General features: G+C 68.1%; 22 protein-coding genes and 2 riboswitches. Of the genes, 9 read left to right on the top strand and 13 right to left on the bottom strand.

Features of this window, described 5'->3' with window-relative positions; all coding sequences use genetic code 11:
- Positions 1-8: 8 nt before the first annotated feature.
- A complete protein-coding gene (locus N8888_RS16795; RefSeq protein ID WP_053515730.1) occupies positions 9-626 on the bottom strand; it encodes a trimeric intracellular cation channel family protein in 618 nt (205 codons plus the stop codon).
- A gap of 82 nt (positions 627-708) precedes the next feature.
- Positions 709-814: riboswitch (glycine riboswitch) on the bottom strand.
- Positions 815-827: 13 nt separating this feature from the next.
- Positions 828-917, bottom strand: a riboswitch (glycine riboswitch).
- 39 nt (positions 918-956) lie between these two features.
- Between N8888_RS16795 and N8888_RS16790 the strand changes: the two genes are divergently transcribed.
- The gene (locus tag N8888_RS16790; RefSeq protein ID WP_263175970.1) at positions 957-1,232 is read left to right on the top strand and encodes a GIY-YIG nuclease family protein; all 276 of its coding nucleotides are present in this window, start codon (positions 957-959) and stop codon (positions 1,230-1,232) included.
- A gap of 137 nt (positions 1,233-1,369) precedes the next feature.
- The gene (locus N8888_RS16785) at positions 1,370-1,780 is read left to right on the top strand and encodes a hypothetical protein (RefSeq protein WP_263175968.1); all 411 of its coding nucleotides are present in this window, start codon (positions 1,370-1,372) and stop codon (positions 1,778-1,780) included.
- 61 nt (positions 1,781-1,841) lie between these two features.
- Here N8888_RS16785 and N8888_RS16780 read toward each other — a convergent pair whose 3' ends face one another.
- Positions 1,842-3,122 (bottom strand): NAD(P)/FAD-dependent oxidoreductase, encoded by a 1,281-nt coding sequence (locus N8888_RS16780; protein WP_065174438.1) that lies wholly within the window; start codon positions 3,120-3,122, stop codon positions 1,842-1,844.
- A gap of 119 nt (positions 3,123-3,241) precedes the next feature.
- On the opposite strand from N8888_RS16780, the gene N8888_RS16775 reads away from it, so the two are divergent.
- Together N8888_RS16775 and N8888_RS16770 are read left to right on the top strand one after the other, a co-directional pair.
- A complete protein-coding gene (locus N8888_RS16775) occupies positions 3,242-4,036 on the top strand; it encodes an NYN domain-containing protein (RefSeq protein WP_053515735.1) in 795 nt (264 codons plus the stop codon).
- A 106-nt stretch (positions 4,037-4,142) separates the two neighbouring features.
- Entirely contained in the window at positions 4,143-4,763 is a 621-nt protein-coding gene (locus tag N8888_RS16770) for a glutathione S-transferase family protein (protein WP_065174440.1), read from the top strand.
- A gap of 59 nt (positions 4,764-4,822) precedes the next feature.
- On the opposite strand, the gene N8888_RS16765 is transcribed toward N8888_RS16770, so the two are convergent.
- On the bottom strand, positions 4,823-7,000 hold the full coding sequence (locus N8888_RS16765; protein ID WP_065174441.1) for a primosomal protein N': 2,178 nt from the start codon (positions 6,998-7,000) through the stop codon (positions 4,823-4,825).
- Between the two features lie 413 nt (positions 7,001-7,413).
- On the opposite strand from N8888_RS16765, the gene N8888_RS16760 reads away from it, so the two are divergent.
- The 4 genes from N8888_RS16760 to sppA all read left to right on the top strand — a co-directional run bounded on the left by N8888_RS16760 (position 7,414) and on the right by sppA (position 12,505).
- Complete coding sequence (locus N8888_RS16760; RefSeq protein WP_128987728.1) at positions 7,414-8,421, top strand: hypothetical protein; 1,008 nt, start codon at positions 7,414-7,416, stop codon at positions 8,419-8,421.
- Entirely contained in the window at positions 8,414-8,983 is a 570-nt protein-coding gene (locus N8888_RS16755) for a DUF3106 domain-containing protein (protein ID WP_053515743.1), read from the top strand. Before N8888_RS16760 ends, N8888_RS16755 begins: the two co-directional genes overlap by 8 nt.
- 125 nt (positions 8,984-9,108) lie before the next feature.
- Positions 9,109-10,473, top strand: a complete 1,365-nt coding sequence (locus tag N8888_RS16750; RefSeq protein ID WP_053515745.1) for an MATE family efflux transporter — start codon at positions 9,109-9,111, stop codon at positions 10,471-10,473.
- Positions 10,474-10,582: 109 nt separating this feature from the next.
- Positions 10,583-12,505: a signal peptide peptidase SppA gene (gene sppA / locus N8888_RS16745; protein ID WP_065174443.1), complete on the top strand. Its 1,923-nt coding sequence runs from the start codon at positions 10,583-10,585 to the stop codon at positions 12,503-12,505.
- Positions 12,506-12,605: 100 nt separating this feature from the next.
- On the opposite strand, the gene N8888_RS16740 is transcribed toward sppA, so the two are convergent.
- Positions 12,606-12,818 carry a hypothetical protein gene (locus N8888_RS16740; RefSeq protein WP_053515748.1) on the bottom strand — a complete coding sequence of 71 codons (213 nt, stop codon included), beginning with the start codon at positions 12,816-12,818 and terminating at the stop codon, positions 12,606-12,608.
- A 111-nt stretch (positions 12,819-12,929) separates the two neighbouring features.
- Here N8888_RS16740 and N8888_RS16735 point away from each other — a divergent pair, with 111 nt between their 5' ends.
- Positions 12,930-13,706: an SDR family oxidoreductase gene (locus N8888_RS16735; protein WP_065181584.1), complete on the top strand. Its 777-nt coding sequence runs from the start codon at positions 12,930-12,932 to the stop codon at positions 13,704-13,706.
- Between the two features lie 38 nt (positions 13,707-13,744).
- Here the strand turns inward: N8888_RS16735 and N8888_RS16730 are convergent, their stop codons facing one another.
- The 9 genes from N8888_RS16730 to N8888_RS16690 all read right to left on the bottom strand — a co-directional run bounded on the left by N8888_RS16730 (position 13,745) and on the right by N8888_RS16690 (position 23,225).
- Positions 13,745-14,467: a hypothetical protein gene (locus N8888_RS16730; RefSeq protein WP_263175962.1), complete on the bottom strand. Its 723-nt coding sequence runs from the start codon at positions 14,465-14,467 to the stop codon at positions 13,745-13,747.
- Between the two features lie 25 nt (positions 14,468-14,492).
- Positions 14,493-15,167, bottom strand: a complete 675-nt coding sequence (locus N8888_RS16725; protein ID WP_128987731.1) for a DUF4124 domain-containing protein — start codon at positions 15,165-15,167, stop codon at positions 14,493-14,495.
- 56 nt (positions 15,168-15,223) lie between these two features.
- Positions 15,224-15,814, bottom strand: coding sequence for an L-threonylcarbamoyladenylate synthase type 1 TsaC (locus N8888_RS16720; RefSeq protein ID WP_080375246.1), 591 nt, complete (start codon positions 15,812-15,814; stop codon positions 15,224-15,226).
- Positions 15,815-15,919: 105 nt separating this feature from the next.
- Positions 15,920-18,421 carry a DNA topoisomerase I gene (locus N8888_RS16715; RefSeq protein ID WP_180876531.1) on the bottom strand — a complete coding sequence of 834 codons (2,502 nt, stop codon included), beginning with the start codon at positions 18,419-18,421 and terminating at the stop codon, positions 15,920-15,922.
- 191 nt (positions 18,422-18,612) lie between these two features.
- Positions 18,613-19,545, bottom strand: a complete 933-nt coding sequence (locus tag N8888_RS16710) for an RDD family protein (protein WP_053517104.1) — start codon at positions 19,543-19,545, stop codon at positions 18,613-18,615.
- Positions 19,546-19,593: 48 nt separating this feature from the next.
- A complete protein-coding gene (locus tag N8888_RS16705; RefSeq protein WP_263175958.1) occupies positions 19,594-20,331 on the bottom strand; it encodes a pilin in 738 nt (245 codons plus the stop codon).
- Between the two features lie 39 nt (positions 20,332-20,370).
- Positions 20,371-20,844, bottom strand: coding sequence for a DUF494 family protein (locus N8888_RS16700; protein ID WP_053517108.1), 474 nt, complete (start codon positions 20,842-20,844; stop codon positions 20,371-20,373).
- 43 nt (positions 20,845-20,887) lie between these two features.
- Positions 20,888-22,015 (bottom strand): DNA-processing protein DprA, encoded by a 1,128-nt coding sequence (gene dprA / locus N8888_RS16695; RefSeq protein ID WP_262101412.1) that lies wholly within the window; start codon positions 22,013-22,015, stop codon positions 20,888-20,890.
- A gap of 79 nt (positions 22,016-22,094) precedes the next feature.
- Positions 22,095-23,225, bottom strand: coding sequence for a LysM peptidoglycan-binding domain-containing protein (locus N8888_RS16690; protein ID WP_053517112.1), 1,131 nt, complete (start codon positions 23,223-23,225; stop codon positions 22,095-22,097).
- Between the last annotated feature and the right edge of the window lie 23 nt (positions 23,226-23,248).

The raw sequence follows: 23,248 nt of genomic DNA, 5'->3' as shown, positions 1-23,248 counted from the left end.
GCCATCGTTCAATGCACTTCGTCGTGATACACGAACTTCGGCATTTCCCAGCGGTAATGGATCGCCAGCAGGCGCAGGGCGAAGCCGCCCGCCAGGCAGCACAGGATGGCCGTGGCATCGGACACGTTCCAGTGCAGCAGCAGCAGATAGGCGGCGCCGGTCAGCAGCGCGATGATCGCGTACAGCTCCTTCTGGAAGATCAGGGGCACTTCGTTGCACAGAATGTCGCGCAGCACGCCGCCGAACGCACCGGTCAGCATGCCTGCGATCAGCACGATCGGTGTGGCATGACCGGCCTCGCGTGCGATCGAGCAACCGATCAGGGTGAAGGCGATCAGGCCCAGGCCGTCGAGCACCAGGAAGGTGCGGCGGAAGTGGTGCATCCAGCGTGCGACCCAGGTGGCGATCAGCGCCGCGCACACGGTGAAGCCGAGGTACTCGGGATGTTTGACCCAGCCCAGCGGATAGTGGCCAAGCAGGATGTCGCGCAGTGAACCACCGCCGAGCGCGGTAACGCAGGCGATCATGACCACGCCGAACAGATCCATGCGGCGGCGTCCCGCGGACAGTGCGCCGGTCATGGCTTCGGCGGAAATGGCGATCAGGTAGATGATGGACAGCAACATGGAACAGGCTCCGGACGCGGTGGGGCCGGCCATGCGCGGACGCCGCCATTGCCTGCGCAATGACGGGATGACGATGACCGGTGCCGCTCCCGCTGTCCTTTTGCCTGAGAGTTCAGCGGCGTAGGCCGCGTGCCCCTTCGGCGGATCGTGCCGGGCATGCCCGGTGACCTCTCTCCAGCTCGGCGAGTCGAATGCATGGTTGGTGGGATTCCAGCCCACCGGCCTGAGCGATCATGGGAGCCTGCGCCTTCGGCGGGCGCCAGCGCGGCGCCTCTCTCCTGCATTCGCGCGCAGTATATCCGCTGCGGTGCAGCACGGCATAATCCCGGCATGTCCCCATCCCACCGCCCGTGGTTCCTGTACCTGCTCGAATGCCACGATGGCAGCTACTACGCTGGCATCAGCACCGACGTGGACGCGCGTTTCGCCGCCCATCGCGCCGGTACGGGGGCGCGCTACACCCGGGCCCGCCCGCCGCTGCGCATCCTGGCCGTGCGTGAGTACCCGGACCGCTCCGCGGCTTCGCGCGCCGAGTGGCAGCTCAAACGGCTGCCGCGCGAGCGCAAGCTGGCGTGGTTGCAGGCGCCGACCGAGGGAATTCTTTAGAGACGGGCCGTGCTCGGCTCCGGCCCTCCGCCATCACTAGGTTCAGGACATTCACAACATGCGACGACAGGAACTCTGACCATGCGATTATCGCTGCGACCATCGACACAGGGATCGATCCGATGAAGGTCCGTTGGATGCTGCTGTTGACCCTCTGCTTGGCCCTGCAGGCCTGCACGCAGACACCGGCACCGCCGTCGCCGCTTCAGCACGGGCAGATCGGTACCGCCGCCGAGCTGGCCTCGCAGCGTGGCCTGACCGCGCCGAATACGCCCCGTTTACGCCGCGATCTGGTGCCGGCCGAACTGGTCGATCTGATTCCGCTCGCCGAAAAATGGGGCATCGGCGATGACCTGCTGCGCAGCGAGATGCAGGAACGTGCCACTGACGCGGAGAAGCAAGCGATGGGCGATGCATTGAAAGACCGTCATGCGCGTATCACCGCGTGGCTCGACAGCTTTCCGCCGGGGCAGTCAATGTCCGACGAGGCCGCTGCGTTCATGTATATGCAGGTGAGTGCTGACGAAATGGGCCTGATGCAGCAGTAGGTTCACACCATGTGGGGTCAGATCCCCACAGGAAAGGGATCTGACCCCTTGCAGACCTGCGCTACCGTTTCGGCCGGCGGTCATCCTGGTCATCGCCGAAGATGATGCGTGCGCTGCGCTGGTAGCTCCAATACGCCACCGCCCAGTTCAGCAGCACCACGATGCGGTTGCGGAAGCCGATCAGGAAGAACACGTGCGCGGCCAGCCAGAACCACCAGGCCAGCACGCCCGACAGCTGCAGGCGCCCCAGGTGCACGATGGCGGCCATGCGGCCGATGGTGGCCAGGTTGCCGTAGTCCGCGTACTTGAAGGGCCCGGGCTCCGGCCTGCCGTGCAGGCGTGCACGGATGACCTCGGCCACGTACTTGCCCATCTGCTTGGCGGCGGGCGCTACGCCTGGCACGGGCTTGCCGTTGGCCTGGTTCACCGCGGCCAGATCGCCGGCCACGAACAGTTCCGGATGCCCGGGCAGGGTCAGGTCCGGCTGCACCTGCACGCGCCCGGCACGGTCCAGTGGCACGTCCAGCGTGCGCGCCAGCGGCGAGGCGGCCACGCCGGCCGCCCACACCACGGTGCGCGCCGGCACGAACTGGTCACCCAACGTGAAGCCCTGGCTGTCGATGTTGCTCACCGGCGTTCCGGTCAGCACTTCCACACCCAGCTTTTCCAGCTGCCGGCGCGCCTTCAGCGAGAGCACTTCCGGGAACGAGGACAGCACGCGTGGACCGGCTTCCACCAGGCGCACCTTGGCGCTGGCCGGATCGATGTGGCGGAATTCATTGCGCAGCGTATGGCGCGCAATCTCGGCCAGGGTGCCCGCCAGTTCGACGCCGGTCGGGCCGCCGCCGACGACGGCAAAGCTGAGCCATGCCGCCTTCCTGGCCGGGTCCGGTTCGGCTTCGGCGCGCTCGAACGCCAGCAGCAGCTTGCGGCGCAGGGCAATGGCATCGTCGAGGGTCTTCAGGCCGGGCGCATCATCGGCCCACTGGTCGTTGCCGAAGTAGGCGTGAGTGGCGCCGGTAGCCAGCAGCAGACTGTCGTAGTCCAGCGTGCTGCCGTCGGCCAGCCGCACCTGGCGGAGCTGCCTGTCGATGGCCACGACCTCACCGAGCCGCACTTCCACGTTGCGCTGGTGGCCGAGGATGTGGCGCAGCGGTGCGGCGATGTCCGGCGCTGACAGGCCTGCAGTGGCGACCTGGTACAGCAGCGGCTGGAACAGGTGATGGTTGCGGCGGTCGACCAGGGTGATGCGGATGCGTTCGCGTGCCAGCGCACGGGTGGCCCAGAGGCCGGCAAAACCGCCGCCGACAACGACCAGGTGGGGAACGCGCTCACGACTCATCGACTCACTCCAGGGGGCATGGGGAACCGTCCGGCATCTTCGCACGGCGGCGGCCTGTCACGTCAGCGTGCGCGCGGATCGGCGATACTCGGATTCAGGCAACCGCCAGCGAGAGGCCCATGAGCGAACCGGAAAAGCGCATCGCCCTGTTGATCGACGCCGACAACGCGCCCGCATCGAAGATCGACGAAGTGCTGGCGGAGGTGGCCCGCTACGGCGTGGCCAATGTCCGCCGTGCCTACGGCAACTGGAAGAGCCCACGGCTGAAAGGCTGGGAGGCAGTGCTGCACGAGTATGCGATCCGGCCCATCCAGCAGTTCGCCTACAGCAAGGGCAAGAACGCCTCGGACATGGCCATGGTGATCGATGCGATGGACCTGCTGTACGCGCGCAACCTCGACGGCTTCGCCATCGTCTCCAGCGATGCTGATTTCACTCCAATGGTGATGCGCCTGTTGACCGACGGGGTGAAGGTGTATGGCTTCGGCGAAAAGAAGACGCCGGAACCCTTCGTCAATGCCTGTTCCAAATTCACCTATCTGGAAGCACTGGGCCAGGCCCATGCCAGCGTGCCGGAAGTGGAACAGGGCACGGCAGAGCCGGGTGCCATCGAGCCGGCCACCGGTGAAACGGGCAGCGGCGAGGAAGTGCGCCCGCGCAAGAGCGGCGCGGAAATGCGCAGCGATACACGTCTGGTGAAGATGCTGCGCCGCGCCGTGTCCGCAGCGGAAGGCGAAGACGGCTGGTCGCACCTGGGGCCGGTGGGCAGCCAGATCGCCAACCAGGCCTCGTTCGATTCGCGCAACTACGGCTATGGAAAGCTGAGTGATCTGCTGGCGGCGATCGGTCTGTTCGAACTGAAGAAGGATGGCAAGTCGTCCTACGTGCGCGCGCTGCCGAAGAAGAACCGGTAGCGCCGGGCCATGCCCGGCCGACGCCCCCGCGCATCATTCCGCACGCCCACATGTACACCGATCAGGCGTATCGTTGCCGCTTGCATTGCCCGCAAGGAATACCCGCATGTTGAAGATCTGGGGCCGTCGCAATTCCAGCAACGTCCGCAAGGTGCTGTGGTGTGCCGAAGAGATCGGCCTGCCCTACGAGTCCATCGAAGTGGGCGGCAGCCACGGTGGCACACAGACGCCGGAATACCTGGCGATGAACCCCAACAGCCTGGTGCCGGTGATCGAGGACCAGGGCCTGCCGCTGTGGGAGTCCAACGCCATCGTGCGCTACCTGAGCGCGCGCTACGCGCTGGGGACGCTGTACGCGGAGGATCCAATGGAACGCGCACAGGCCGAGAAATGGATGGACTGGAGCACCTCGCGGATGGCGCCGCTGTACAGCGATCTGATCTGGGGCATCATGCGCACGGCGCCGGCAGACCGCGACGAATCGCGCATCAATGCCGCCATCGTCCGCGCCGCCGATTACCTGGCGATGGCCGACGCGACGCTGGCCACGCAGCCGTGGCTGTCGGGCGCGACATTCGCGATGGGCGACATCCCGTTGGGTTCACTGGTGTACGCCTGGTATGAACTGCCGATCCAGCGTCCGGACCTGCCCCACCTGGCTGAGTGGTACGCCCGCCTGCGTGAGCGACCCGCTTACCAGCGCGGCGTGATGTCACCGCTGACGTAAGCGGGAATCGCGCGCGGTAACGATGGCGCCGGGCCATGCCCGGCGGATTCCGCTTGCATTCAATACAGATCCGTCGGATCCACATCCAGCGACCAGCGCACCTTGCGGGCTTCCGGCAAGGCATACAGCTGCGGTACCAGCTGCGCCAGCACGCCGTGCAGAGGCGGGCGCTGTGCCGATGACAGCAGCAGCTGCGTGCGCTGGTAGCCGGCCCGGCGCGGCATCGGTGCCGGCATCGGTCCGTACGCTTCCACCAGCGCCTGTTCGCCCAGCAGTCGCCGTGCAGCCAGCAGGAACGCGTTGGCGTGCTCCACCTGCTGCGCTTCGGCACGCATCAGTGCCAGATGCGCGAATGGCGGGAAGCCGGCGGCCTGCCGCTGGTTCAGTTCGGCCTGCGCGAACGGGTGGTAGCCGCCGTTGACCAGCGTCTCCAGCAGGGGATGACCCGGATGGTGGGTCTGCAGCCACACCTCGCCCGGATCGCGGGCGCGCCCGGCGCGGCCGGCGACCTGGATCAACTGCTGCGCGAGTTTCTCGCTGGCGCGGAAATCGGCCGAGAACAGGCCCTCGTCGATGCCGACCACCACCACCAGCGTGAGTCTGGGCAGATCGTGGCCCTTGGCCAGGATCTGCGTGCCGACCAGGATGCCGGCCTGGTCCCCCAGCTTGGCCAGCTGCTGTTCCAGCGCATCGCGACGGGCGGTGGTGCCGCGGTCGATGCGCACCACCGGGTACTCGGCGAAAGCGGCGGTGAGGTGCTCCTCCAGCCGCTCGGTGCCGATTCCCTGTGGCTGCAGGGCCAGGCTGCCGCAGGCGGGGCAGGCCAGTGGCGCCGGTTGCCGCGCACCGCAGTGATGGCACTGCAGGCGACGGCCGCCGCCATGCACGGTCATCGGCGCATCACAGCGCTGGCACGGCGCCGTCCAGCCGCAGTCATGGCACAGCAGTACCGGTGCGTAACCACGCCGGTTCTTGAACACCAGCACCTGCTGGCCGCGCTGCAGGTGCTCGCCGATGCCGGCCAGCACTTCGGCCGAGAGACCGTCCTGCAGGGGACGCTTGCGCACATCCAGGATGCGCACGCGTGGCGGCCGCGCGTCGCCGGCGCGCTGCTTCAGGCGCAGGTGCAGGTAACGACCGGCATAGGCGTTGTGCAGGGTTTCCAGCGACGGTGTCGCGCTGCCCAGCAGCACCGGAACCCCCAGCGCCTTGGCACGCACCAGGGCGAAATCGCGCGCGTGGTAGCGGATGCCGTCCTGCTGCTTGTAGCTGCCGTCATGTTCCTCGTCCACGATCAGCAGGCCGGCCTGCGGCAGCGGCGTGAACACCGCCGAGCGGGTGCCGACGATCACCCGCGCTTCGCCGCGCGAGGCGGCTGCCCAGACGCGCGCGCGCTCGTTGTCGTTCAATCCCGAATGCAGCGCATGCACGGCGATGCCCAGGCGGCCGCGGAAACGCGCCAGGGTCTGCGGCGTCAGTCCGATTTCGGGCACCAGCACCAGCGCCTGCCGGCCTTGGGCCAGGCAGTGGATGATCGCCTGCAGGTAGACCTCGGTCTTGCCGCTGCCGGTCACCCCATCGAGCAGGAAGGGCTGGAACCCCTCCGCGGCGTTGATCGCGGCAACGGCTTCGGACTGGTCCGGATTGAGGGTCGGGCCGGGCAGCGGTTGCGCGTGCTGTGGCGCCACGCTCAGTGCAACGCGCTCGGCCAGTGCGCGCTTGCCGAGACTGCGCGCCGCGCTGCGCCAGTCCTCCATGCGCGCCCCCAGCACGTCCTCGTCCACGACGGCGTCGGCCAGCAGTTCCGCCAACTGCCGCGGGCGGCTGCCTGCGCGCAGCGTGCCGCGCTGCGCGTGGCCTGCGGCGGTCAGCTGCCAGCCCCAATGATGGGTGTCGGGCAGGGCTTCGCCGTGCCGCAGCGGCCCCGGCAGGGCCGTGCTCAGCACTTCGCCCAGCGGCGCGTGGGTGTATCGGGCCAGCCATTGCAGGCTCTGCCACAGTTCGCCCTGCAGCAGGGGCGCGGGGTCGCACCACGCGAGCGCCTGACGCAGGCCCTGGCCGTCGTCGGCCTGGCCGTGGCCGGCCACCACGCCGATGAGTTCGCGGTTGCCGAACGGCACCTTCACCCGGCAGCCGACCGCCACGTCCGGGGCATCGCCCTGCGGCGACAGATAGTCGAACAGGCGGGGCAGGGGGACGGGCAGGGCGACCTGCAGGGTCGGAATCGGGTCGAGCATCGGGGCAGTGTAACGGGCCGTGTGCACCCGCATGCCGCCCGGAAGGCCCACACGGGGGACGTCGCCGAATCATAAATGTCACCTAAATATCGGTGTCCATTGGAGATTCAGTCTTATCCACACGTTCTGTGGATAACACTGTGCGTTACCGGTCAACGGCTGCGCAGGACGCCGATGGCGACGGCCTCGCCCTTGGGTTGGTCAAAAAATCGCCATACTTTAAAATGTATTAAAATCAATATGTTATGTGTGAAACATTGCTGAAACAGAGTGAATTCAGCGAGATGTCGCGGTTTTGCCGGGCGCCAGCGTGGTGCTGTGCACAACCTGCAGCATGAAGTGCCCACGGACGCAAGTCCTGCCGGGCGCCGATGGCCTGCCGCTATCATGCCGGCAGACCTCTGGAGTGACCGATGACCGCTGTGCCCGCCCCTGTTTCCTCGACCGCGGCCGGTGCGCTGTCGGCGTTTCTGCGTGGCGTAGAGCGCCGTGCCCTGGTAGTGGCGGAGCTGCAATGCGGCGACCCGGCCCGGGCCGAGCAGACCCTGGTGGCGGTGATGCGCGCCTTCTCGGCCGTTGCCAGCGATCTGCCGATGGCACAGTGGCCGACCCGCTTCTGGACCCTGCTGGGGCAGCGGCAGGCACTGCGCGAGCCGGCCCCGGGCCAGTGGCCGCCGGCACTCGCCGCACTGGGCGGCATGGCACCGCTGCCACGGCTGGCCCTGCTGCTGCGGGTGGGCGGCAGCCTGGATGAGAACATCGCCACGCGGGTACTCGATCGTGATGAGGCCGGCTACCAGCAGCTGCTGGCCGATGCCTGCCCGCGTGATGCCCAGGGTCAGCCGGATGCCGTTGCCTGGCGCGGCCTGGCCGAACAGGTGCAGCAGCGCATCCGCGACCTGCCGGCGCAGCGCCTGCAGCAGCTGCAGCAGCCGGCAGCTGCCACCAGCAGCAATCCGCAGGCGCCGACGTCCAGCTGGAGGGCACCGCAGCGCGATGAACGGAGCGCTGCCAGCCCCCGGCGCCGGCGCCCCGATGCCCGACCGCGCTGGCGCGGGCCGGCGATCCTGCTGCTGACGGTGGCAGTACTGCTGGCAGCCGCTCTGGGCTGGCGCCATTGGAGCGGTCGGTCGCTGGTGAGCGATGCGCCGCTGCCGGAGGGGGTCGTTGCCGAGGCCGGCCCGGTCACGGTCGAGGCGCTGCCGCCGAGCACGGTCGCTGCCACGCCGCAGGCGGACAGCGCCCCGGCCAGCGATGACGCAGCAATGCTGGCCGACCGCGATTATCCGTTGCTGGCCGAGGCCGATCTGTATGCCTGGACGGCCGCCGGTGGTCCGCTGCCGGTGGACGAGTCGCAGACCAAGCCGAGCCGGCCAGAGCCGGCCAGCGCAGTGCTGGAAACCGCCGCCGCCGATGAATAAGTCCGTGATCACCAGCCTGCTGCTGGCCATCCCGTTGTCGCTGTCCGCAACGCCCCAGACCCTGAATGTTCCACTGCCACCCGCGCCGGCGGCCACGCCCGCGGTCCCGCCATCGGCGGCACCCACCGCGTTCGTCCAGCTCGACGCGCAGCAGCAGCGGCAGCGCCGCGCCGACTACGCCGCTTGGCGCGCGCTGCCGGAAAGCGAGCGCGAACGCATCCGTCAGGCGGCCACGCGGTTCGCCGCACTGCCGGCCGCACAGCAGGAGCGCCTGCGCTCGCAATTCCAGGCACAGGACCAGGCGTTCCGCGATGGCTGGCGGCTGGGGCCGCAACTGGGCGTGGAGTTTCCCAAGCTGCATGGGCTGTTCGGCTTCCTGCCACCGCAGCAGCGCGACAGTGCACTGGCCGTGCTGCACCAGCTCAGCCCGGCACAGCTGGCGCAGTTGGCGCTGGTGGCCCAGCGCACGCCGCCGCAAGAACGCGATGCGGTGCGCAGCGCGTTCCTCGCCGTACCTGCTGCGGAACGAGACGCCTGGCTCAAGCGCCAGGCCGGCCAGTAAGCGCGCGGTCAAACCCAGCGTTCACGCCATGTCATGGGAATGAACGCACCGCGCGCGTAAGATGACGGCCCGCAACCCGGTGCCTGTGCCCTTCGCGCGCAACCGCAGTTCGCGTTCTGCATCCCATGTCCAACGCAACCTCCACGCCGCGCTTCAGCAAGGAAGTCGGCGCCACCGGTCTGCTCGCCCTGCCGCTCGTGCTCGGGCATGTCTCCACCGGCCTGATCTCCTTCGTCGACAACGTGATTGCCGGTCATCACGCCACCTCAACCCTGGCGGCCGTGACCATCGGCACGGCCCTGCTCTGGCTGCCGATGCTGATTCCGATCGGCACGCTGATCTCGCTGACCGCCTCGGTATCACAGCTGCACGGCGCCGGCCGCGAGCGCGAGATCGGTCCGCTGTTCCGGCAGGCGTTGTGGCTGGCGCTGGGCCTGGGCCTGATCATGTTCACCTTCCTCACGGTGGTGCCGCCGCTGCTGCCCGCCTTCGGCATCGCGCCGGACATCGTGCCCGGCGCAACAGCGTTCCTGCATGCGGTGCGCTGGGGCGGGCCGGCGCTGACGCTGTACTTCTGCATGCGCTATCTCAGCGAGGGCATGCACTGGACGCTGCCGACCATGTTGATCGGCTTCGGCGGCCTGGTGGTGCTGGCGCCGATGGGCTACGTGCTGGCCAACGGCAAGCTGGGCTTCCCGGAGCTGGGTGCCGAGGGCCTGGGCATCGCCTCGGCGGTGATGATGTGGTTGCAGGCAAGCGCATTTGCCCTCTATCTGTGGCGTACCCGGCGATTCGCCCATCTGCAGCTGTTCTCGCACTTCGAGTGGCCGCGCTGGAAGGCGATCTGGGACCTGCTGCGCACCGGTCTGCCGATCGGCATCACCGTGCTGATGGAAGGTGGGTTGTTCATCGTCACCGCGCTGCTGATCGGCCGCCTCGGCGCCAACGAGGCGGCAGCCCACCAGATCGCGATCAACGTGGCGCAGCTGTGCTTCATGATCCCGATGGGCGTGGCCGAGGCCACCACGGTGCGCGTGGGTCATGCAGTGGGGCGGGGTGATGGCTTCGGTGTGCGTCGTGCAGCCTGGGCCGGCTACGCGATCATCATGGGTACACAGACGTTGTCCGCACTGGTGCTGCTGTTCGGCCACGATGCCATCGTCGGGGTGTACACCAACGATCTGGCGGTGGCCGGCCTGGCCTCCACGCTGCTGCTGTACGCGGCCACCTTCCAGTTCCCGGACGGCATCCAGGTGCTGTCGGCCGGAGCTCTGCGCGGCCTGAAGGACACCCGCGTGCCGATGTTCATCGCCATGTTCGCCTACTGGGGCCTGGGCATGCCGCTCGGCGCCGGGCTCGGCCTGGGGCTGGGCATGGGCCCGCAGGGCATGTGGATCGGCCTGATCGTCGGCCTCACTGCCGCCGCCATCCTGATGGGCTGGCGCCTGCGTCGCAGCAGCCAGCGCATCGGCCAGTCCGCGCTGTCCTGACCCTCCGCCCGTCACCCCGTGACGGGCGATCCCCTGACTTGTGTCCGATGCCGCCTCACACGGCACCGGCTATGCTGTTACCACGGCAAGAAGCCATCCGGAGCGCTCCATGAATCAACCCGTGCCCCCGCTGCCCCAGGCGCGTCGCAATCCCGTCGCCAGTTTCTTCATCGGGCTGTGGGACGTCATGAATTTCACCCGCCGGTTGATCCTCAACCTGGTGTTCTTCGGCCTGCTGTTCCTGCTGCTGGTGGTGTTCGTCATCGCTGCCGGCATGGGCGCCGGCGCCAGCAAATCGCTGCAGGACCGCACGACCCTGGTGATCGCGCCGGAAGGGCGCCTGGTCGAGCAGTTCAGTGCCGATCCGGTCAGCCGCGCGCTGGCCAAGGCCGTGGGCGACAACAGCGCCGAAGAGGTCCAGCTGCGTGACCTGGTCCGGGTGATCGAATCGGCGCGCGACGACAAGAAGATCGAACGCGTGGTGCTGGAACTGGACAAGCTGCAGCCCTCCGGTTTCGCTTCGCTGCGTGAAGTCGCCGCCGCGCTGCAGAGCCTGCGCGCGTCCGGCAAGCAGCTGGTGGCCTACAGCGAAAGCATGGGCCAGTCGCAGTACCTGCTGGCTGCGCAGGCCGACGAGGTCTACCTGGATCCGATGGGATCGGTGGTGCTCGAGGGTCTGGGTCGCTACCGCCAGTACTTCCGCTCCGGCCTGCAGGACAAGCTGGGCGTGGACGTGCACCTGTTCAAGGTGGGCGAGTACAAGTCCGCGGCCGAGCCCTATGTGCTCGATGCCGCTTCGCCGGCAGCCAAGGAAGCCGACCTGTACTGGATGAACGACGTGTGGCAGCGCTATCTGGGCGACATCGCCAAGGCGCGCCGGCTGGATCCGGCGCAGCTGGCCGCCGGTATCGATACGCTGCCCGAAGGCGTGGCGGCTGCCGGTGGCGATCTGGCCAAGTTCGCCCTGCAGCAGAAGCTGGTGACCGCGCTGAAGACCCGCGAGGAGTTCGAAGACCTGATGATCGAACGCGGCGTGGCCGATGAAGACGCTGAGGGCGGCTTCCGCAATGTCGATTTCGGTCGCTACATGGCCCTGCTCGACGCCCGCCGCAGTCCAGTGGATGCACGCCCGCAGGTGGCCGTGGTGGTTGCCGCGGGCGAGATCAGTGGCGGTGACCTGCCGGCCGGCCGCATCGGTGGTGAGTCCACGTCGGCGCTGCTGCGCGCTGCGCGCGACGACGAGCAGGTCAAGGCCGTGGTGCTGCGCGTGAATTCGCCGGGTGGCGAAGTGTTCGCCTCCGAGCAGATCCGCCGTGAAGTGGTGGCCCTGCAGGCCGCCGGCAAGCCGGTGGTGGTGTCAATGGGTGACCTGGCCGCGTCCGGTGGTTACTGGATCAGCATGAATGCCGATCGCATCTACGCCGATCCCTCGACCATCACCGGTTCGATCGGCATCTTCGGCATGATCCCGAACTTCAGCCGCGCGCTGGACAAGATCGGCGTGCATACCGATGGTGTCGGCACCACGCGCTTCGCCGGTGCGTTCGACGTCACCCGGCCGATGGATCCGGCGGTGGGCCAGGTCATCCAGACGGTCATCAACAAGGGCTATGCCGACTTCACCGGACGTGTCGCCGAAGCACGCAAGAAGCCGGTCGAGGCCATCGATGAGGTGGCCCGTGGCCGTGTCTGGAGTGGCGCGCAGGCAAAGGAACGTGGTCTGGTCGATGCCTTCGGTGGCCTGAAAGACGCCGTGGCCGACGCCGCCAGCCGCGCCAAGCTGGGCGGCGAAGACAAGTTCCGCGTGCGTTACATCGAAAAGGCCGCGACCCCGTTCGCGCAGTTCGTCAGTGGGTTTGCCGGCAGCCGTACTGGTGCCTGGATGCTGTCCGATTCGGGCGTGGCGCGGATGATGCTGGCGCGCACGATGCCGGAAGTGGATACCCAGCTGCGCTTCGTCGAGAACGCCGCGCGCGAGAAGGGTAACGGCGCTCCGGTAAAGACCCTGGCGTACTGCTTCTGCGGGTTCTGAGCACAGCCAGCCACGCGTAGCGTGGATCGACGGAAAACGCCCGGCCCTTGGCCGGGCGTTTTCGTTTGGCGGCGCTCCGCTGACGGCGCCATCGCGGCGATCAGCGCGCTGCGTCGGCTTCCGCGCTGCGCTCGCGCTCGGCGCCATCATCGACGGTCTTCTGCACGGCGCGCGCGCGATCGATCGGTTGCTGCGCTGCACGGGCCAGGGCTTGGGGTTCCGGCGGCCGTTCCGGGTCCGGTGCCGGTGGGCGTTGGCAGCCGGCCAGCAATACAGTCGCCGACAGCAGTACGGACAGGATCAGGATGCGCATGGCGGCTCTCCACGACGGGCGTGCGGCCAGTGTGGCACCGCCGGCAGGGGCGTGCCGTGAGCGCGTATCCTTTCTGCATCGGAACACAGCGGGCGCAGCCCGGGAGGACACATGACACAGCAACGGTGGCGACTGGACGGGCAGACCGCACTGATCACCGGCGCCAGCGCCGGCATCGGCCTGGCCATCGCGCGTGAACTGGCCGGCTTCGGTGCCGACCTGATGATTGTCGGGCGCGACATCGACGCGCTGGAAACCGCGCGCGACGAGCTGGCCGACGCCTATCCCGACCAGCAGGTGCGCGCGCTTGCCGCCGACGTCTCCGACGACGAGGATCGCCGGCAGATCCTGGACTGGGTCGAGGACCATGCCGATGGCCTGCACGTGCTGGTCAACAATGCGGGTGGCAACATCACCCGCGCCGCCATCGACTATACCGAGGACGAGTGGCGCGGCATCTTCGAGACCAATCTGTTCTCGGCGTTTGAACTGTCGCGCTATGCGCATCCGCTGCTGGCACGTCACGCCTCGTCGGCCATCGTCAACGTCGGCAGCGTCTCCGGCCTGACCCATGTGCGCAGTGGCGTGGTGTACGGCATGAGCAAGGCGGCGATGCACCAGATGACCCGCAACCTGGCCGTGGAATGGGCCGAGGATGGCATCCGCGTGAACGCGGTGGCGCCGTGGTACATCCGCACGCGCCGCACCTCCGGGCCGTTGTCCGACCCTGACTACTACGAGGAAGTCATCGATCGCACGCCGATGCGCCGCATCGGTGAGCCGGAGGAAGTCGCCGCGGCCGTGGGCTTCCTGTGCCTGCCGGCGGCGAGTTATGTCACCGGCGAATGCATCGCCGTGGACGGCGGTTTCCTGCGCTACGGGTTCTGACCGTCACCGCGTTGGGCCCGCGCCACGCCGGCAGGTCCTCACCCCGGTACCGGGCAGTCGCTGGCCTTGAGCACGGCCTGCAGACGCTCGCGCTCGCTGCGCGCGGCGTCGAGGTTCTCCGGCGCGGCGAAGCGCTCGCGCCCCCGGGCGTCGCGCAGGCGCTGCTGCCAGATGCCGCAGCGCTGGATCTCGGGAACCTCCTCGCAGCGGTCGCGTACCACTTCGCAGCTGGCGGCATTGGCCGGGGTGACACCGCCAAGACCCTGTACGTCGAGCAGCACGCAGTGCGGTGGCGCCGCCTCGTACTCGTGCAGGTAGCGGCTTCCTTCCTCGCTGCTGCACTGGAAGATCGGCGGCAGCGGTGCCCGTGGCGCGGTGTCGCTGCGGCTTGCCGGGTCCGTCCGCAGCGGCAGCGCTGCGCTGTCCAGAATGGCGTCGCCGCCGCCAGCGGGTTCAACCATGCCCGCTTCCATGATGGTGCGCGCCTGGTCGAGCCCGCGCGGCGTGTCCGCCGCTGCCGGCGGCGGCGCTGACGACGGGGCGAGCTCCATTTCCTGGCCGGCGGGCGGCTCCACGCGCGGTGCCGGAGTCGCTGATGGCTCCGGTACCCGCTGGATCTGCTGCGTGCTGCCTTCGGGGCAGGGCGTGCGCTGCAGGGTAGGAACGTCGCTGCTGCTGAATGTGCAGCGGTAGATCACCATGTCCTCGGCGAACGCGTTTGCGGGCAGCAGCGCCAGAACCAGCCAGAGTGCTCTTCTCATGCGTGCAGCCTACACGGGCAGGGGCTCAACGCCCGCAGTCGCGCGACAGGCGCGCATCGATACCGCGCTGTTCGTTGCTGATCGCGGTGCGCTCGCTCTGCAGCGCGCTGTTGTAGCGGCGGTCCAGCTCCCAGCGGCGATCGCGCAGGCGCGAACAGACTTCCTGCGGCGGCAGCGCATGGCAGGTGTCGCGGACCAGGATGTTGCCTGCCGGCACCTGCACGCCGACGCCGACCGCAGGTGGCCGGTAGATCGGCGGACCTCCGGCCGATGCGCCCGTGGCCGGGCGGGGCCCGGGATGGCCTGGCCCGAAATGGCCGCGCGGCGACCAGACCGTGGTCCACAGCGGGACCCAGCGTGGATTGCCTTCGTTGCTGTCGCTGGTGTAACGCTCGCCGTCGGCGGTAACGCATTCGTACATCGGTTGCGGAGGCTGGACGTAGACGTGCCGGACCTCGCGCTCGATCACGGCCGGCGGCGTGCTGGTTGCGGGCGCGGCGTCGCTGCGCACCACCTGCGGCGCCGGATCACGCGGCCGCTGGAGGTCGCGCACTTCCTGGCGGCCGCTGCTGCACGGCGTGTCCTGCAGTGCCACGGCGCCATTGCTGCCGACACAGCGGTAGACACGCACATCGTCGCCGGCGGTGGCGGTCAATGGCAGCAGCAGGCTCAGGCAGAGGGCGGCGCGCAGCGGGCTCATGGAGGCAGCGTGCGGGATCCGGCGGAGCGGCGCAATCCGCGCGTCCACAGGGCGGCTCAGGATCGCAGGACGTTGCCGCTGAGCGCATCGCGGATCGGCGTCGGCTGGGCCAGGCCGCCGGTCGGGCCGTCCAGGATGCCGTCCAGCAGGCGCAGCAGGCGCGGATCCAGTTCCTCGCGGCTGCGTGCCGGTGGCTCGCCGGCCAGGTTGGCGCTGGTGGAGACCAGGGGCCCGCCCCACGCGTGGCACAGTGCCGCCACCAGCGGGTGGGCGCTGATGCGCACCGCGATGCCGCTGTGTTCGCCGGTGATCCAGCCTGGCGCGCGTGATCCGGCAGGAAGAATCCAGGTGTTGGCGCCGGGCCAGCTGGCCAGCACTGCACGCTGACGCTCGTCGGGCAACGCCTGCAGGCGTACCCAGCCTTCCAGCTGCGCCAGCTCGGCGGCCACCAGGATCATGCCTTTCTCGATCGGCCGCTGCTTCAGCCGCAGCACCGTGTGCACCGCCGCTTCGTGCGACGGGTCGCATCCCAGGCCCCAGACCGCTTCGGTGGGATAGGCGATCACGCCGCCGGAGCGCAGCAGGGTGACGGCAGAATCCAGGGTGAGTTCTTTCATGGTGGCGACCGGCCCGGCATGGGCCTTCATTATCCTCCCACCGCGTGCAGATGGGGTGGACCGGCGCCATCGAGGCGGCGGCGGACCGGGTACTGCACTGCCTGCGCCCGGCCCATGGCCGGGCGCTGTCCCACATCAGGCCTTCTTGACGACCTTCTTGGCCGCTTTCTTCGCCGGTGCCTTCTTGGCGGCGACCTTCTTTGCCGGCGCCTTTTTCGCGGCCGCCTTCTTGGCCGGTGCCTTCTTGGCCACTGCCTTCTTCGGCGCGGCTTCCTTCTTCACCGCTGCCTTCTTCGCCGGTGCCTTCTTGGCAGCGGCCTTTTTCGCGCCGAAGCCCTTGCGCACCGGTTTGCCGGTTTCTTCCATCAGCTGCTGCACTTCGGCCAGCGTCAGCGAGGCGGGCTCGCGGTCCTTGGGAATCTTGCCGTTCATCCTGCCGTCGCTGATGTACGGGCCGAAGCGGCCATTCAGCACCTGGATGTCGCTGCCTTCGAATTCCTTGATGATCCGGTTGCGCGCGATCTCTTCCTTCTCTTCGATCAGGAAGACGGCGCGGGCCAGGTCGATGGTGTACGGGTCGTCTTCCTTCTTCAGCGAGGCATAGGTGCTGCCACGCTTGGCGAACGGGCCGAAGCGACCAATGCCGACGCTGACCGGTTCGCCCTTGTCCTCACCCAGCGCGCGCGGCATCAGGAACAGCTCCAGCGCGTCTTCCAGGGTGATGGTGTGCATCGACTGGCCCGGGCGCAGCGAAGCGAACTTCGGCTTCTCCTCGGCATCTTCGGCGGTGCTGCCGATGGCGGCGTACGGCCCGAAGCGACCCAGGCGCACGCTGACCGGCTTGCCGGTCTTCGGGTCGGTGCCAAGCTCGCGCGCACCACTGGCTTCGGCACGATCGACCGATTCCTTCTTGTCCTCGACCAGCTCCTTGAACGGCTCCCAGAAGCGTGACATCAGCGGGATCCACTCTTCCTCGCCGCGCGAGACGGCGTCCAGCTCGTCTTCAAGCCTGGCGGTGAAGTCGTAGTCCACGTACTGGGTGAAGTGGCTGGACAGGAACTTGGACACTGCACGACCGACGTCGGACGGACGGAAGCTGCGACCTTCCATCTCCACGTACTTGCGGAACAGCAGGGTCTGGATGATCGAGGCGTAGGTCGAGGGACGACCGATCCCGTACTCTTCCAGCGCTTTGACCAGTGCCGCCTCGGTGAAGCGGGGCGGCGGCTGGGTGAAGTGCTGCTCGGCCAGGATGCGTTCCAGCGGCACGCGGTCGCCAGGCTTCATCGCCGGCAGCTTGCGGCCTTCGTCCTCGTCTTCGGCGCTCTTGCTGTCCTTGCCTTCCTCGTACACGGCCAGGAAGCCGGGCACGACCACGGTGGTGCCACTGGCACGGAAGACGTGTTCGCTGCCGGCCGACAGGTCGACGCTGACGGTGTTGAGCGTGGCCGGAATCATCTGGCACGCTACCGCGCGCTTCCAGATCAGTTCGTACAGCCTGCGCTCGTCGTCGGTCAGGAACCGCGACACCTGCGCCGGCGTGCGCAGCGCCGAGGTCGGTCGCACCGCTTCGTGCGCTTCCTGGGCGTTCTTGGACTTGGTCTGGTAGGTGTTGGGCTGGTCCGGCAGCGAACCGATGCCGTAATCGCGGGCGATCACGTCGCGGATTTCCGCCAGCGCATCCTGAGACAGGTTGACCGAGTCGGTACGCATGTAGGAGATCAGGCCGACCGTGCCCTCATCGCCGATTGCCACGCCTTCGTACAGCTTCTGCGCCACCTGCATGGTCTTGCGGGTGGTGAAGCCGAGCTTGCGCGAGGCTTCCTGCTGCAGGGTGGAGGTGGTGAACGGCGGCGCCGGGCGGCGCTTGCGCTCCTTGCTGGCCACGTCGGTGACGTGCAGCGAGCCCTGCGCCGCCTGCTGGATGCGCAGGCGGGCGGCCTCGGCGGTATCGCCGTCGGTGATGGTGAACTGTTCGAACTTCTGTCCGTCCAGCTTCACCAGCTTGGCATTGAAGTGTTGCGACGGGTGCGCGCATTCGGCGGCGATGGACCAGTATTCGCGCGCGATGAAGGCTTCGATCTCTTCCTCGCGCTCGACGATCATGCGCAGTGCCGGGCTCTGCACGCGGCCGGCGGACAGGCCGCGCTGTACCTTGCGCCACAGCACCGGCGACAGGTTGAAACCGACCAGGTAATCCAGCGCACGGCGTGCCTGCTGGGCGTCCACCAGATCGCTGGCGATGGCCCGCGGCTGGTTGATCGCTTCCTTGATGGCGCGCGGGGTGATCTCGGTGAAGACCACGCGCTGCATCGGCTTGTCCTTGACCAGCCCGCGCTCCTTCAGGATCTCGGCGATGTGCCAGCTGATCGCTTCGCCTTCGCGATCCGGGTCGGTCGCCAGCAGGATGTCATCGGCACCCTTGGCCGCCTTGGCGATCGCATCGACATGCTTCTCGTTCTTGTCGATCACGTCGTAGTGCATGGCGAACCCGTTGTCCGGATCGACCGCGCCTTCCTTCGGGATCAGATCGCGCACGTGCCCATACGAGGCCAGGACGGTGTAGTCCTTGCCGAGGTATTTGTTGATCGTCTTGGCCTTGGCCGGCGATTCGACGATGAGCAGGTGCTTGGGCATGGCAGCAGTGTCTGTGGGGCGAGCCGCAGGGGAGGGGCCGCTAGGGTGGAGCAAACGGCCGCATTAGTGAAGCGGCCACGGGCAAATCCATAAACTGAACGCCCGGTTGGGTGCCGGGCGTTCAGGTTTCCTTATTAGAGGAATCACGCCCGGACGCTCCATGTCAAGCGCCCAGGCGTGAGGATGGCCGGTCAGGAGGCCATCTTGGCGATGAATCCGATGGCCGCCACCATCAGGACCAGGCCGGCCAGGGCCAGCAGGGCGGTGATGACCAGGACGGCGATGGTGACCACGCCCAGCTCGCGGCGTTGCAGCTGCGGCTGGTCGGTGAAGGCCCAGCGGTCCACCACCAGGGTGTCGCACATCATGTCGTGCAGGCCCTGCTTGCGCTCGGTGAACGCGGCCATCAGGTAGCCGATGCACAGGATCAGGCCGCTCAGCACGGCGGCCCAGTAGCGTCCGAAGGCACGTCCCACGGTCAGCCGGTCACCGTTGCTGCGCACGACCTTGATGCCGACGGCCATCTTGCCCAGGGTGGCACCGCCGCGCGAGGCGTGGAACCAGGTGTAGTACACCATGGAGATCACCAGGTTGAGCAGGCCGCTGACCAGCTGGCCCATGATCTCGATGGCCGACTCGCCGCTGCCGGCGGCCCCCATGCCCGCACCCAGTGCCAGGGCGGAAATGACGCCGATGATCGTGCCGGGGATGAGCAGCACGAAGTAGTCGATCACATAGGCAGCCACGCGCTTCCAGAAGCCTGCGTACACCACTTCGCCGCCCATCACCGGCTGTGCGTGGCCGGCCATGGCTGCGGTGCCCGGCGCGCTGTAGGGCGAACTGCTGAGCGCGCCGGTGCCGGGCAGCGGCGCCGTGCCGTTGTCGATGGCCTGGTAGTCGCTGCGCAGGTCGAAGCCGCCACTGTCAGCGGCCGTGGTGGCGCTGGCCAGGGTCTGCAGGCCGAGCTCGTCGACCACCTGCCGCAGCGCGGCCCATTGCGCCATGCCCTCACGCCAGACCAGCGTATCCAGTGTCAGCTGGCCGCGCTGGAAGCGCTGGCGGATGTCCTCGACCGGCAGCGGTCCCTGGCGTTGCTGTCCTTCGGCGAAATACCACTCAGTCATTGTGTGTCCCTCCTGGGTCGTCCTTGCTTGGGGTGTAGTGCCGATGGCTCAGCCGCGGCACTGCTGCGGCAGATACTTGTCGTTGCTTTCGCCGCTGCATTCCCAGCGGCCGCTGTCGCGGTCGTATTCCAGCCACAGCAGATCGCCATCGATGGTCTTGCCGGGCGCGGCCACCGTGGCTTCGATACCGCAATGACCGTTGTTGAAGCGGCCGATGTGGACCGCTGACAGGCCTGCGGCGGAGAAGTCCCCCGGCGCCGGGAAACCGGCATCGTTGGCACCCGGGCAGCGTCCTTCCTCATCGGCGAAATGCTGCACCTGGTCCTTCAGCGGCTGCAGTGCGGTCAGCGACGTGGCGACCTTGGAGCGCAGGGTGTAGTCGTTGTAGGCAGGCAGCGCGATGGCCGCCAGGATCGCCACGATGGGTACCACCACCAGCAGCAGTGCCCCGCCGATGATGGCGGTCAGGGCGCAGCCGGACAGGCCCTTCTTCGGTGGCGGCAACGCGGCCGCGGGCGCACTGTGGGCATAGGGGGTTGCCGCCGGCAGTACCGGAGGCTGCGGGGCAGGGGGCTGCAGCCCGGGTTCGTCGCGGGCGGCATCGACGGCCGGTACGATCAGGCCGAGCTCATCCACCACGCTGCGCAATGGCTGCCATTGCGGCAGGCCATCGCGCCACACCAGGGTGTCCAGGCTGATCTGATTGTTGCGGAACAGCTCGACAAGCTGTTCTGCCGGCAGTGGGCCTTGCTGCCGGTTGCCTTCTGCATGGAACCACTCGCTCACGGGGCACGCTCCTGAATGCGCTATGCCCCAAGTGTAAGGTCAGTGCAGGGGTTCTGGCTCGTCCATGAACATCTGCGTTTCCATCCAGGCGTAAGCCGCCTCGGCGCCGGGCTGGTTGAACAGCACCATCAGCACGACCCATTTCAGATCGTCCAGGTCCAGTTCGTCCTGGTCCAACGCCATCGCCCGGTCCAGCACCAGCTCGCGCTGGTCGGCATCGAGGATGCCGTGCTGCTCCAGGTACAGCAGGAAACCGCGGCATTCCACGTCCAGCTTGTCCAGCTCGGGCCCGTGATAGATGCGCACCGGGCCATCGACCCGCGCCTGGGCCACACTCGGACGCTGTGCCGCCAGGGCATCGAGCCAGTCGAATGCCTTGTTGATCTCGGTAGGGCTGAATCCGGCCTGGATCAGGCCGTTCTGGAGCGAATCGCGGTCACGGATCAGGTCCGCATCTTCGCTGAAATAGTGTTCAAACAGGTACAGCAGTACATCCAGGATGCTCTCTTTCATTGCCCCTCGGCCTGCGTCGCGCGACGCTGTGGAGGTGAAGAAACTAGGGAGTTCGACAGTAGCGGCCGTGTACGCAGACCACGATTCCCGCAAGTTCCATGGCCAGCAGCATGGAGGACACCTGCGGCGCCGTCAATCCACAGCGCGTGATCAGTGAATCCATACTGATTGGGTCAAGGTCCAGGGCCTGCCACAACCGCTGGTAGTCAGGGTCGCCGACCCAGCGTGCCGGCAGGTCGGCTGGCACTGCCTGTTCAGTGGGGGTGGCCAGCCGCGATTGCAAGGCCGGCAGCTGCTGGCGCAGGGCCGGGGCCAGCAGCTCCAGCACGTCCTCGGGCCGTTCCACCAGGGCAGCTCCCTCGCGGATCAGGCGGTGGCAGCCGGCCGCCCGCGGATTGAGCACCGAGCCGGGCACGGCGCATACCTCGCGACCGGCCTCGGCGGCCAGACGCGCCGTGATCAGGGCACCGGAGCGGTGCGCCGCCTCGATCACCACGGTGGCCAGGGCCAGCCCGGCCACCAGCCGGTTGCGCGCGGGGAAGTGGCCGGGACGGGCAGCCGTACCGGGCAGGTACTCGCTGAGCACGGCACCCTCGGCGCCGATCCGGGCCTGCAGTGGCGCATGGTGGTCCGGATAGGCACGGTCGGGGCCCGTTCCGATGACGGCAACGGTACTGCCGCCGGCGTCCAGCACCGCAAGGTGGGCGGCCGCATCGATACCGGCCGCCAGCCCACTGGCGACCGCCAGTCCGGCTTCGGCGAAGCTGCCGGCAAAACGCGCCGCCAGTGCCCGACCGGCCGGTGTGGGTGAGCGGCTGCCAACCACCGCCACCGCCGGGCGCCAGGCCTGGCCGGGGTCGCCGGCCACGAACAGCGCCAGCGGCGGGTTGGGGACCTCCGGCAGCAGGGGCGGGAAGGCCGGGTCGGTAACGGCCAGCAGGTGATGGTGGTCGTCCTGCAGCCAGTGCAGGGCGGCTTTCGACCGCTGCGCATCGGGGCGTTCCAGTGCTGCGCACTGCTCCGGGGTGCAGCCATGGGCGCGCCAGCCGGCCACGCCCAGCGCAAGGGCCGCTTCGGCGCTGCCCGCGCCCTGCAGCAGTGCCCGCCGCGGCGCCAGCGCGCCTCCCGCCATCACCAGGCGCACCAGCGCCTCATCTGCCTGCTTGGTCATCCCCCCACTATCGACCGCAGACAACAAAGGCGCCCTAGGGCGCCTTCGCGTGCGGCTGTCAGGGATGTTCCCGGCAACCCTACTTCGTGTCCGGATGCAGCGCGCTGTAGCCCACTCGTACAGGCTTCACGCCCTGCATCACCAGCGCATAGCTGACGTTGTCGAAGGTGCGGAACACCATCGCATGCGCGGCGTACTCGTCGGGCAGCGAGACCCGGCCGGCGCCGGTACTGAGCGAATCATCCATGCGCGAGGACCCCGGGTACTTCATCCGGTGCGCGACGTGGCGGCCCGGCCGCCACAGCGAGAACACGGTGCCGTTGTCCACGCCCTGCGCGCGGCCCGCCGAAATGGCGATCACATCGCGTGGCCCGCCAACGCTGAACATGTCGGTCACCGCGAGCACGCGCACGTCCACGCCCTCGACGCCCGCCGCCGGCACATGCGGGACGAACTGCAGGTCGTAGGGCCTTGCCTCGACCGGCACCAGCCGGTCGCCGGCGCGGACTTCACGCCCGCCGCTGTTCTTGTCCAGCACCAGGGTGGACGCTTCGACCTTGCCGCCGGCAACCTGGGTGATGGTGCCCGTGCCGACCTGCATCAGCTCGTAGCCCAGCATCTGGTGCGCACGTCGCGTCGGCGCGTTGTAGGCCCGCCACAGGTTGCCGCTGCCGGGGGTGACCTCGCCATTGGCGGTCAGGTCCTCGGTGGGCTTGGGCACGCCATAGCGCACGGTCGGGCGGACCACGGCCCAGCGCTGCCCGACCTGGGCATCGGCCAGGCGCACGTACACGGCTTCGCCACTGCTGGCGCGCAGGCGGTCTTCTTCCAGGCCCGCCACGTAGGGCAGGTGGTCGATGCGGTCGACCACGCTCAGCTGCTTCAGGAACGGCTCGACCTGGGCCAGCGGAATGGCATCGATCGGGGCCTCCTGGCGGGGCCCGGGCTGGGCCGTCACACGGTCCAGGTAGGCCAGGCTCAGCACGTCACCCGGATAGATCAGGTGCGGGTTGGCGATCTGCGGGTTGGCCTGCCAGATCTCCGGCCACAGCCAGGGCTTCTGCAGGAAACGCGCGGCGATATCCCACAGCGTGTCCCCTTTTCGGACCACATAGGTATCCGGGTGCCCGCCATTCACTTCCACGGCGGTAGCATAGGCAGCCACGGTCAGCATCGCCGCGGCGACGACCGTACGAAAACGAAGCAACATAGGTGTGAAGCCCTGATTCCCCA

The sequence above is a fragment of the Stenotrophomonas maltophilia genome (assembly GCF_025642255.1).
In the GTDB taxonomy this organism is placed as follows: Bacteria; Pseudomonadota; Gammaproteobacteria; order Xanthomonadales; family Xanthomonadaceae; genus Stenotrophomonas; species Stenotrophomonas maltophilia_P.
This window is presented reverse-complemented; position numbering and strand designations above follow the sequence as displayed.